The sequence below is a fragment of the Variovorax stachyos genome, assembly GCF_051400855.1.
Lineage (GTDB): Bacteria > Pseudomonadota > Gammaproteobacteria > Burkholderiales > Burkholderiaceae_C > Variovorax.
The window spans coordinates 196,207-207,385 of sequence record NZ_JBLFFN010000009.1; the positions used below are offsets into that span (position 1 = coordinate 196,207).

Annotated in this window: 11 protein-coding genes; 1 reads left to right on the forward strand and 10 read right to left on the reverse strand. The window is 68.4% G+C overall.

What is annotated here, in order from left to right:
- Positions 1-17: 17 nt before the first annotated feature.
- The 10 genes from ACMGEZ_RS18305 to ACMGEZ_RS18350 all read right to left on the reverse strand — a co-directional run bounded on the left by ACMGEZ_RS18305 (position 18) and on the right by ACMGEZ_RS18350 (position 10,491).
- Positions 18-848, reverse strand: coding sequence for an alpha/beta fold hydrolase (locus ACMGEZ_RS18305; protein WP_436823692.1), 831 nt, complete (start codon positions 846-848; stop codon positions 18-20).
- Positions 845-1,609 carry a maleate cis-trans isomerase family protein gene (locus ACMGEZ_RS18310; RefSeq protein WP_436823693.1) on the reverse strand — a complete coding sequence of 255 codons (765 nt, stop codon included), beginning with the start codon at positions 1,607-1,609 and terminating at the stop codon, positions 845-847. The genes ACMGEZ_RS18305 and ACMGEZ_RS18310 overlap by 4 nt, the downstream gene beginning before the upstream one ends.
- A gap of 14 nt (positions 1,610-1,623) precedes the next feature.
- Complete coding sequence (locus tag ACMGEZ_RS18315; protein ID WP_436823694.1) at positions 1,624-2,853, reverse strand: FAD-dependent monooxygenase; 1,230 nt, start codon at positions 2,851-2,853, stop codon at positions 1,624-1,626.
- 85 nt (positions 2,854-2,938) lie between these two features.
- Complete coding sequence (locus ACMGEZ_RS18320; RefSeq protein WP_436823695.1) at positions 2,939-3,700, reverse strand: ABC transporter ATP-binding protein; 762 nt, start codon at positions 3,698-3,700, stop codon at positions 2,939-2,941.
- Complete coding sequence (locus ACMGEZ_RS18325) at positions 3,697-4,476, reverse strand: ABC transporter ATP-binding protein (protein ID WP_436823696.1); 780 nt, start codon at positions 4,474-4,476, stop codon at positions 3,697-3,699. Before ACMGEZ_RS18325 ends, ACMGEZ_RS18320 begins: the two co-directional genes overlap by 4 nt.
- A complete protein-coding gene (locus ACMGEZ_RS18330; protein ID WP_436823697.1) occupies positions 4,473-5,474 on the reverse strand; it encodes a branched-chain amino acid ABC transporter permease in 1,002 nt (333 codons plus the stop codon). Before ACMGEZ_RS18330 ends, ACMGEZ_RS18325 begins: the two co-directional genes overlap by 4 nt.
- On the reverse strand, positions 5,471-6,343 hold the full coding sequence (locus tag ACMGEZ_RS18335; RefSeq protein WP_436823698.1) for a branched-chain amino acid ABC transporter permease: 873 nt from the start codon (positions 6,341-6,343) through the stop codon (positions 5,471-5,473). The genes ACMGEZ_RS18330 and ACMGEZ_RS18335 overlap by 4 nt, the downstream gene beginning before the upstream one ends.
- Before the next feature lie 8 nt (positions 6,344-6,351).
- Positions 6,352-7,488, reverse strand: a complete 1,137-nt coding sequence (locus ACMGEZ_RS18340; RefSeq protein WP_436823699.1) for an ABC transporter substrate-binding protein — start codon at positions 7,486-7,488, stop codon at positions 6,352-6,354.
- A 206-nt stretch (positions 7,489-7,694) separates the two neighbouring features.
- A complete protein-coding gene (locus ACMGEZ_RS18345) occupies positions 7,695-8,633 on the reverse strand; it encodes a 2-hydroxyacid dehydrogenase (RefSeq protein ID WP_436823700.1) in 939 nt (312 codons plus the stop codon).
- A 22-nt stretch (positions 8,634-8,655) separates the two neighbouring features.
- On the reverse strand, positions 8,656-10,491 hold the full coding sequence (locus ACMGEZ_RS18350) for an ABCB family ABC transporter ATP-binding protein/permease (RefSeq protein ID WP_436823701.1): 1,836 nt from the start codon (positions 10,489-10,491) through the stop codon (positions 8,656-8,658).
- A gap of 40 nt (positions 10,492-10,531) precedes the next feature.
- Here ACMGEZ_RS18350 and ACMGEZ_RS18355 point away from each other — a divergent pair, with 40 nt between their 5' ends.
- The gene (locus ACMGEZ_RS18355) at positions 10,532-10,948 is read left to right on the forward strand and encodes an acyl-CoA thioesterase (RefSeq protein WP_436823702.1); all 417 of its coding nucleotides are present in this window, start codon (positions 10,532-10,534) and stop codon (positions 10,946-10,948) included.
- The last annotated feature ends 231 nt before the right edge of the window (positions 10,949-11,179 follow it).

Here is an 11,179-nt window from a genome sequence, read left to right on the forward strand (position 1 = left end):
GGAGTTCTCCTTTCTTCTCAATCGAGCGGATGGCCCAGGAAGTCGCCGAAGGCGCGATAGAAATTCGCCTCGTGGTCCCAGGGAATCATGTGGCCGGCGTCGGACACGCGCACCTCGGCCAGTCGAGGGGCGAGGCGGCGCATCTCCTCGACATCGCCGGGCCGCACCACGTCGCCGCGCTCGGCAGTCATCAGCAGCAGCGGCACGGCGATGCGCGGCAGGTCGGCATGGATGTCGTCGGTCTGGAAGCCCTCGAAGCTGGTCACGATGGCGCGCTCGTCGCAGGTGTGCAGCCATTCCGCCCGCAGCCGCAGCTGCTCCTCGGTCCAGGTGGGACAGAACTCGCGCATCTCTTCCGGCGTGATGCCGCGGCGCGCGAGGCGGATCGAGTCCACGTACCAGGGCAGCTGCGCGGGGTACGCACGTCGGCCGGGGCCGGAGACCGGCGGATCGATCGCGACCACGCGAGAGAGTCCTGCAGGCTGCCGTCCGGCGGCGCGGAGCGCGATGCGTCCGCCCATCGAATGCCCGACCAGCGCGAAGCGCGGCAGCGCCAGGGCCTGGACCAGCGCGATCACGTCGGCGACCTGCGCATCGAGGCTGTAGTCGAGCGTGTCCGAGGCTTCGCTGAGGCCACGGCCGCGCACGTCGAGCACATAGGTGTCGAAGTGGCGGCCGAAGCGCTCGGCCACGAAGCCCCAGGTCACGGCCGGGCTGGTGATGCCGGGGATCAGGATCACCGCATCGCGCGACTTGCGCTCGGCGCCGTCTCCGCCGTAGCGCAGGTAGTGCTGGCGGATGCCGTTGGCCTGTACATGCGCGCCGTACAGGTACTCGCTGCCGCTCATCGCTTCGCTCCCGCATAGGCGCCGGAAAGAAGCGCACCTGCGCCGGGCACCACGGGCTCCAGTCCGAGCGCGCCAAGCATCGCGTAGGTGGTGGCCACGGCGGCCGTGATGACCGGCTTGCCGGTGGCCGCCTCGACGCGCGCGATCGCCGGCAGCGAAGGCATCTGGACGCAGGCGGACAGCACGATCGCATCCACGTCGAAGGTCTTCATGCCGGCGACGATGCCCGGCAACCGCGCCGGGTCGTGGCGGCCGACCTCCAGGTTGTCGGGGATCTCGAGCGCACGCCAGTCCGTCACCTCGAAGCCCTCATGCTCGATGTAGTCGATCACCAGCTTGGTCAGCGGCACCATGTACGGCGCGACCAGCGCGATGCGGCGTGCGCCGATGACGCGCAGCGCATCCACCAGGGCGCCGGCGCTGGTGACCACCGGCGCCTCGCCCTGGTTGCTGGCCGTGGCCGCGCGCAGGCGGGCCTCCGACTGGCGGTGATAGCCGCGGCCCATTGCCATGATCGCGACCAGGCAGGCATAGCCGAGCACGTCCACGCGCGCGTCGCTGAGCTCCAGCGAACAGCGGTCGGACTCGGCGTCCATCGACGCGAGCTCTTCCTTGTTGACCTGCTTCATGCGCATGCGCGCCGAATGGAAGGTGAAGCGTTCCGGCCGCACCTGCTCGCGCAGGCGCAGCATGGCGGGGATCTCGGTCTCCATCGTGGTGTTGGAACTCGGCACGATCTGGCCGATACGATAGCTCTTCATGTTCGTCCTCCGGTTCAGGCCACAGAGGCCACGGTGTCGAAGCGTTCCTCGCAACGGGTCGCGTCGTATTCGTAGACCCATTCGGCCTTGATGCCGACGGCGTTCGGGTTCTTCGCCTGCTGCTGCTGAAAGGCGAGGTCGCGTTGGCGCTGCTCCTCGGGCGTCGACAGGTGATAGGTGCGACCCCGCTCGCGCGCCTCGAGCTGCACGCGGGCCGTGCGCGGCAACCGCTCGGCCTCGTAGGCGCGCAGTGCGGCCGCACAGTCGCCGGCGTAGTGGGCCAGCGCGGCCGCCAGCACGTAGGCGTCCTCGATCGCCATGGCCGCACCCTGCGACAGGAAAGGCAGCATCGGGTGCGCCGCGTCGCCCAGCAGCGTGACCCGCCCCTGAGACCAGGCGTTCATGGGGTCGCGGTCGAACAGCCCCCACTTGAAGATCTGAGAGGTGTCGGTGCGCTCGAAGAGGCGGATGATGTTCGGGTGCCAGCCGGCGTAGGCCGCCAGCAGCTCCTCGCGCGTGCTGGGCTCGGTCCACGACTCGGCCACCCATTGCGCGCTCTCGTTGACGGCCACGATGTTGACGGCCGCGCCGCCCTTCACGTAGTAGGTCACGATGTGCGCCTTGGGCCCCATCCAGAACGAGGCGTCCGGGCTCACGAAGGGCAGCGGGTGCTGCTCCACCGGCACCAGCGCGCGCCAGCACATGTGGCCGGTGAAGCGCGCATCCGTCTTGCCCCACAGCGAATCGCGCACTGCCGAATGGATGCCGTCGGCGCCGACGATCAGGTCGGCCTCGAAGCGGGTGCCGTCCGAGAACAGCGCGATCGCGCGATCGCCGTGCTGCTCGACGCCGGTGCACTGCACGTTGAAGCGCACACGGTCCGCCGGGATGCCCTCGCAGAGGATCGCGTGCAGGTCGGCGCGGTGCACGTGATAGAAGCCGGCTCCGAAGAGCCGCGGGCACACCTCGCGCAGAGGGGTGCGGAACAGCTCGCGCGCGTCGTTCCAGTTGCGCCCGACCATCGCCTCGGGCAGGAAGCCGATGCGCTCCAGCCCCTCGCCCACGCCCAGGCCCTTCAGCACCTTGGCGGCATTGGGCGTCATCTGCACGCCCGCGCCGATTTCGCCGAAGGCGCAGGCGCGCTCGAAAACATGGGCGTCGATGCCGCGCAGCCGCAGCGCCCGCGCCAGCGCGACGCCGCCGATGCCGCCGCCGACGATGCCCACGCGCATTGCTTTGCTCATACCAGATCTCCTGTTGGATTGCTTTTGAACGAATGAACGAATCGCTGTTCGACGAAGGCCGCCGCGGCGAAGCCCCGCGCACGGCTCACGCGCCGAGGTAGGCGCTCAGCAGTTCCGGGTCCTGCAGCAGCCCGGCCGCGTCGCGCTCGACGACCACGCGGCCGGTCTCGAACACATAGGCCCGCGACGCGACCGACAGTGCGTTGTGCACGTTCTGCTCGACCAGCAGCACCGTCACGCCGTGTGCATGGACCTCGCGCACGAAGTCGAACACCTCCTCGGCCATGCGCGGGCTCAGGCCCAGGCTGGGCTCGTCGAGCAGCAACAGCCGGGGCTCGGACATCAGCGCGCGGCCGATGGCCAGCATCTGCTGCTCGCCACCGCTGAGCGTGCCGGCCAGCTGCCGGTGGCGTTCCTTCAGCCGCGGGAAGCGGGCATACACCTTGGCGATGCGCTGCTCGATCTCCGCGGCCGACTTGCACAGGTAGGCACCGAGCGAAAGGTTCTCGTACACGCTCATCGCCGGCCAGACATGGCGCTCCTCGGGCGACTGGGCAATGCCCAGCGCGACCACGCGGTCGGCCGGCATGCCGCCGATGGATCGGCCATCGAACTGGATCTCGCCCTGCGTTGGGCGCAGCAGGCCGGAGATGGTGCGCAGCGTGGTGCTCTTGCCGGCACCGTTGGCGCCGATGAGCGCGACCACCTCGCCCGGCTGCACCGTCAGGTTCACGCCGTGCAGCGCGGCGGTCTTGCCGTAGCTGACATGCACGTCCTTCAGCTCGAGCAGTTGGGCGCCCGCGGCGCGCGTGCCCTGCTCGACGGGCCTTTCCATCACCGAACTCATGACTTCTTTCCTCCACCCAGATAGGCCTCGATCACGCGCGGATCGCCCTGCACCTCGGCCGGCGCGCCCTCGGCCAGCTTCTCGCCGAAGTGCATCACCACCACGCGGTCGCACACGCCCATCACCAGGCCCATGTTGTGCTCCACGATGAGGATCGACTGCACGAAGGGGCCCCGCAGCTTCTTCAGGATCTCGCCGAAGGTCTTCGCTTCCTGGCTGTTGAGGCCGGCCGCGGGTTCGTCGAGCATCAGGATCTCGGGCTTGGCGGACAGTGCCAGTGCCACTTCGAGCAGGCGAAGCTCGCCGCAGGACAGCATGTACGCAGGCACATCCATGCGTTGCCCGAGCCCCATCGTGTGCACGATCCGCTCCGCGCTCTCGCGCACGGCATGCTCGGTGCGGCGCACGTGCGCGCCGGGGAAGAAGGTGCGCCAGAGCGGCTGGCGCGCCTCGAGGTAGTGCCCGGTCAGCACGTTCTCGAACACCGTCAACGACTTGAGGATGTTGGTCTTCTGGAAGCTGCGCACGATGCCCAGGCGCGCCATGCGATAGGGCTTCTCGCCCGTCACGTCGCGCCCGCGGAAGTGCACCCTGCCCTCGCTCGGCGCGTAGAAGCCGGTGATCAGGTTGAAGCAGGTGGTCTTGCCCGCGCCGTTGGGGCCGATCAGGCCGACGATCTCGCCGGGTTGGACGTCGAAGCTGATGTCCTTCACGGCATGGATGCCGCCGAAGGACTTGCTGAGGCCGCGGACCTCCAGGGTGCCCGCCGCGTTCATGCAGGCCTCCGGGTCGCGCGCGGCGCGCTTGCGGTCGGGGACGCCGCAGGCGCGGCAGCCACGGCACGGGTCTCACGGCGCCGCGTGATGAAGCCCATCAGGCCGCGCGGCAGGAAGAGCACGATCGCGATCACTGCCAGCCCGAAGAGGGACAGGCGCAGCTCCTTGGCTTCGCGCAGGTACTCCTCGAGGAAGGTCACCAGCAGCGCACCGATCAGCGGCCCCACCAGCGTGCCCTTGCCGCCGATCAGCACCATGATGATCATGCTCACCATGAAGGCGAAGCGGAACACCTCGGGTCCGACGAACGAGATGTAGTGCGCGTAGAAGCCGCCGGCCATGCCCGACAGGAAGGCGCCGAGCACCAGCGCGAACATCGAGTAGGTCAGCGGCCGGATGCCGATCGATTGCGCGACATAGCGGTTCTCGCGGATCGCGACGGCCGCGCGGCCCGCATTCGAGTTCACGAAACGGTACGACAGGTACAGCGCGATCGCCAGCAGCACCCAGGCCACGGCATAGTAGAACTGCTTGGCCCCGAGGTTGCCGGCATCCGCCAGCAGTGCGGGCTGCGGCACGCCCGCGATGCCCATCGGCCCGTTGGTGAGGGCGATCCAGTTGTCCGCGACCAGGCGCAGCACCTCGGCGAAGGACAGGGTCACGATCACGAAGAACGGCCCCTGCAGCCGCAGCGTGATGCCGCCGATGATGACGCCCATCAGTGCGGCCAGCACGCCCGCGACGGGGATGGTGGCCCAGATCGGCCAGCCGTGCACCGTCGACAGCAGGGCCGCCGCATAGGCACCCGTGCCGAGGAAGGCGGTATGGCCAAGCGAGAACTCGCCGACGTAGCCCACCACCAGGTTGAGGCTGGTGGCCAGCACCGCGTAGAACAGCACCATGATGGCGATGTGCAGCAGGTACTGGTCGCGCACCAGCAAGGGCACCAGGGCCGCGAGCAGCATCAGGGCCCAGAGACAGCGACGTTCGAATTTCATGCGCGCTCCACCCGCCTGGAGAAGAGGCCGTACGGCCGGAACACCAGGGCCAGGATCACCAGCGCGAAGCCGATGATGTCGACCCAGCCAGTGGCCACATAGCCGCCCCACAGCGCCTCCGCCACGCCGAGCAGCAGGCCGCCCGCAATGGCGCCGGCAAAGCTGCCCATGCCGCCGAGGATCACGACCACGAAGGCCTTCATGCTCACCAGCCCGCCCACGGACACCTGCGCCGAGTAGATCGAGCCGAGCAGCATGCCGGCCATCGACGCGATCACCGTGCCCATGGCGAAGGTGCTGGCGTAGACGCTGGAGGTGCGGATGCCCACCAGCCGCGCGGCCATCGGGTCCTGGAAGGTGGCGCGCATCGCGCGGCCGAGCCGGGTCTTGTGAATCGTGAGCCAGGCGGCCACCATCAGCAGCGCGCACACCGCGACCGCGAACAGGCGCAGCTTGGTGACGACCACCGTGCCGAGGAAGACCGGGCCCGCGGCGATCGGCGCCTCCACTTTCAGCGGGGCGGTGCCGACCATCAGCAGCGCGGTGTTGGCCAGGAAGATCGACAACCCGATGGTCAGCAGGATGCCGGGCTCCTCGCCTTGGTCGCGGATGCGCTCGATCAGCAGGCGGTCCACCAGCCAGCCGAAGGCGCCCATCGCCACGGCCACCAGCAGCAGCCCGGTGAAGAAGTCCAGGCCGAGCCGCGTGGTTGCCCACCAGCCCATGACGCCCCCCATCATGTACAGCTCGCCATGCGCGAAGTTGACGACGCGCATGAGGCCGAGGATCAGCGTCAGGCCGAGCGCCGACAGGGCGTAGAAGGAGCCCGTCACCAGGCCGTTGACGAGATACTGTGGCAGCAGCTCCATGCCGGTCCTCAGGGCTTCTCGGTCGCGCTCTGTGCCACGACGCGCGGTTCCTTGTTCACGATCTGCACCAGCACCACGTCGAAGCCGTAGCCCTCACCCTTGTCGGTGAAGCGGTAGCGGCCGTTGGGGGCGGCGTAGTCGGTCTTCCGCAGGGCATCGCGCACCGCCTCGGGCTCGGCCTTGCCGGCGCGCGCGAGCGCTTCCATCATGATGTTGAGCGCGTTGTAGCCGGCCGCACCGTACTTGCCCGGCTTCTCCTTGTAGGCGGCGCTGTACATCTCGACGAAGGCCTTGTTGCGCTCGCCCGGCAGGCTCGACGCGTAGGGAACGGCGGCGTAGATGCCCTCGGATGCCTCGCCCGCCAGGCCGACGAAGTCCGCCGTCGCCCAGGAGCCGACGCCGAAGATCTTGGTCTTGAGGCCCAATTCCTTGAACTGCTTGACCAGGATCGACCCGTCCTGCGTTTCGGCCGCGACGAACACGCCGTCGGCATTGCTGGCCTTGAGCTTGGTCAGCAGCGTGTAGAAGTCGGTCGTGCCGTGGTCGAAGTACTCCTTCAGCACGGTCTTCACGCCGAGGGCGCTGAGGTCCTTGGAGAAGTCCTCGACGCCGCCCCGGCCCCAATCGTCGTTCACGCCGATGTAGGCCACGCTCTTGAGCTGCAGCTTCTCGGCGATGATCTTGCTGAAGGTCTTCGACATGAGGCGGTCGGTCTCGGCCGAGCGGAAGAAGTACTGCATGCCCTTCTCGGTCAGGTCGGCCTTCGACGACACCCCACTCAGCAGCGGCACCTTGTACTTTTCGGCCACCGGCATCACCGCGGCCGTGGCCGAACTGCAGAAGGCGCCCGTCAGCGCCACGACCTTGTCACGCTGGATCAGCTTCTCGGCTGCGTTGACCGAGTTGGCCGGGCGGCACTGGCCGTCCTCGATCACCAGCTCCACCTTGCGCCCGAACACGCCGCCGGCGGTATTGCGCCGCTCCACCGCCAGCTTGGCACCGCTCACGAAGGCCTGGCCGTTGTAGGCCACCGAGCCGGTCAGCGGCTGGATCACCCCGACCTTCACCATGTCTTGCGCCCAGGCGCCTCCTGCGGCGAGGGCCAGGACGCCCGCCGCGCCGAACACACGCATCCACTTCTGCATCTCGATCTCCAATCAAGGGAATGCCCGGGGTCCGAGGATCCGGTCGGGCATGAACTAATTAATCACTCAATTAATTAAAACGAGAGATTAGCCCCGCTCCTCGTGCGCTGAGATGGGGTTAACCCGTAATTAATTAATCGCTCGGCCAATTAGCAAGAGCGATGCCAGGCGCGGCCGGTTGCCGGCCGACGGTGTTCACGCGATCTTCAGATCGGCGACACCACGCCGCGCCCTGCGAAGTGCCCTTCGGCGTTCGCCATGAAACGGTCCACCGACGCCTGCGTGGCCTCCGGCGACCAGCCGGCCATGTGCGGCGTGAGCAGCACGTTGTCGAGGCCGATCAGCGGCTCGGGGCGCTTGGGCTCGCTTTCGTAGACGTCGAGCCCGGCGCCCGCGATGCGTCCGTCGCGCAGCGCGGCGGCGAGCGCCTCGGTGTCGACCACGCTGCCGCGGGAGATGTTGACCAGGAAACCCTGCGGCCCGAGCGCATCGAGGATGGCGGCGTCGACCAGGTGCCGCGTGCCGGCGCCGCCGGGTGTGGCGATCATCAGCACGTCGGCCCAGCCGGCCAGCGCCTTCAGGCTGTCGAAGTAGCGGTGCGCCACGCCCTCGCGCGGCTTGCGGTTGTGATAGCCGACCTCCATGTCGAAGCCGGCCGCGCGCTTGGCGATCTTCTGGCCGATGGTGCCCAGGCCCAGGATGCCCAGGCGCTTGCCCGAGACGTTGGGCGGCTGCGGGATCGACTCGCGCCACACGCCCTCGCGGCATTGCCGGTCGAGCATGCGGATGCCGCGCACGATGCCGATCAGCAGGCCGAAGGCATGGTCGGCCACGCAGTCGTCGTTGGTGCCGGCGCCGTTGGCGAGCGCAATGCCCCGCGCGCGCGCCGCCTCCAGCGGCAGGCCCTCGTAGCCTGCGCCCATGGCGCAAATCAGCTCGACCTTCGGCATTGCCGCCAGCTCGTCGGGCGTGAGCCCCATCACGCCGATGGTCAGCACCGCGCGGTAGCGGGCGCCATGCGCTGCGATGGCAGCCGCGCGCTCGGCCGCCGTCGGCGCGTAGGTCATGTCGTAGACGGCGGCAATCTGGGCCTGGTGGGCGCTCGACAGGCTGTTGAGCACCAGGAGGGGAATCTTGTCGGGCATCCGATCTCCGGAACAGTGGGAATCAAAGAACGGGCTCGGCAGCCTCGATCTGCTGCAGGGCCCACATCTGGGCATAGCGCCCGTCCCTGGCGAGCAGCTGCGCATGGGTGCCGCGCTCGACGATCACGCCGCTTTCGAGCACCAGGATCTCGTGCGCGTCGACCACCGTCGAGAGCCGGTGCGCAATCACCAGGGTGGTCTTGTTCTGCGCCGCACTCTTGAGCTCGGCCTGGATGGCGCGCTCGTTGGCCGAGTCCAGCGCCGAGGTCGCCTCGTCGAAGATCAGGATCGGCGGGTCCTTCAGCAGCGTGCGCGCGATCGCCACGCGCTGCTTCTCGCCGCCCGAGAGCTTCAGGCCGCGTTCGCCGACCGGCGTGTCGTAGCCCTTGGGCGTCGCCGCGATGAAGTCGTGGATGCGCGCGGCCCGCGCCGCCTGCTCGACCTCGGCACGGCTGGCGCCAGGGCGTCCGTAGGCGATGTTGTATTCGATGGTGTCGTTGAAGAGCACCGTGTCCTGCGGCACGATGCCGATGGCCTGGCGCACGCTGGCCTGCGTCACCTCGCGGATGTCCTCGCCGCCGATGAGGATGCGGCCCTGCTGGACGTCGTAGAAGCGGTAGAGCAGCCGCGCCAGGGTCGACTTGCCCGAGCCTGAAGGCCCGACCACCGCCACCGTCCTGCCGGCAGGAATGTCGAAACTCACATGCTTGAGGATCGGCCGCGAGGGCTCGTAGGCAAAGCTCACGTCCTCGAAGCGCACGCTGGCATCGCGCCCCGCGAGCGGCCGGGCGCCCGGGGAATCGCGCACCTCGCGCTCCTTCTCGAGCAGCACGAACATCTTGTCCAGGTCGGTCAGGCTCTGCTTGATCTCGCGGTAGATCACGCCCAGGAAGTTGAGCGGGATGTACAGCTGGATCATGAACGCGTTGACCATGACCAGGTCGCCCAGCGTCATGCGGCCTTCGACCACGCCCGCGGTCGCGCGCCACAGCATCAGCACCAGGCTCACCGCGATCAGCAGCTGCTGCCCGGTGTTGAGCAGGCTCAGCGTGTTCTGGCTCTTGATGGCGGCGCGGCGGTAGCGGTCGAGGCTGGCGTCGTAGCGCGCGGCCTCGAACTCCTCGTTGTTGAAGTACTTGACGGTCTCGTAGTTCAGCAGCGAATCGATCGCGCGGCTCTGCGCCACCGAATCGAGCTCGTTCATGGTCTTGCGGAACTGCGTGCGCCATTCGGTCACCGTGACGGTGAAGGCGATGTAGAGCACCAGCGCGACACCCGTGATCCACACGAACAGCGCATCGAACTTCACGCCCAGGATGGTCAGCACCAGCGTCAGCTCGATGATGGTCGGCACGATGCTGTAGAGCGACATCGAGATCAGCGAATGCACGCCGCGCGTGCCGCGCTCGATGTCGCGCGTCATGCCGCCGGTCTGCCGCTCCAGGTGGAAGCGCAGCGACAGCGCATGCAGGTGCCGGAACACCTCCAGCGAGATGCTGCGCGCCGCGCCCTCGGTCGCCTTGGCGAAGACCAGCTCGCGCAGCTCCCCGAACAGCGAGGTCGAGAAGCGCAGCAGCCCATAGGCGACCAGCAACGCGATCGGCACCACCAGCAGCGCCTGCGCCACGTCGGGCTTGGGCGTCATGGTGTCGACCAGGTTCTTGAGCAGCACCGGCACGCCGACGTTGGCCACCTTGGCGCCCACCATGAAGAGCAGCGCGGCGAGCACCCGCCACTTGTAGCGCCACAGGTACGGAAACAGCCGGCGCAGCGTGGCCCAGTCGGAGCGATCGCTGCGGGCCGGCTCGCTGGCCGAGGCGTGATGGGCAGGGGAAAGGGCTTCGCCGCTACGGCGCATGGGGAGACAATCGTGGCTGTTGCTTTTCCGGATTGTGCCCATGTCTGTTCCCGCCAACCTCACCGCCACCCTCAAGAGCCTGCCCGCCGACATGGAACTCGTGCTCAAGGTGATCCCGCTGCCGGCCGACGTCAACGCCAACGGCGACATCTTCGGCGGCTGGGTCATGGCCCAGTGCGACCTGGCGGGCTCGGTCATTCCGGCGCGCTACGCCAAGGGCCGCATGGCCACCGTCGCCGTCAACGAGTTCGTCTTCAAGCAGCCGGTGCGGCTGGGGGACATCCTGTCCTTCTATTCGAAGCTGGTGCGGATCGGCCGCACCTCGGTGACGGTCACGGTCGAGGTCTTCGCGGAGCGCTTCAAGGCGCAGGGCGAGTACATCAAGGTGACGCAGGCCACGTTCACCTACGTGGCGATCGATGAAAACGGGAGGCCGCGGGCGATCGTCAGGGAGTGATTGCACCGCGCGGGGTTTGATGCGGGTGCGGGTGCGGGTGCGGGTGCGGGTGCGGGTGCGGGTGCGGGTGCGGGTGCGGGTGCGTCCTGCGCGCCGCGGAAGGCGGTCTGCGGCCCGGGCTCCTGCTGGGGCGGTCGGCGCTTCGCACCGACTCCGCTGCGGTGCTCGCCTGGGGGCGGCGCCGCAGAACTCGCTACGCGCCCTGCGGGCGCTGCGCTCAGACAGCTGCGG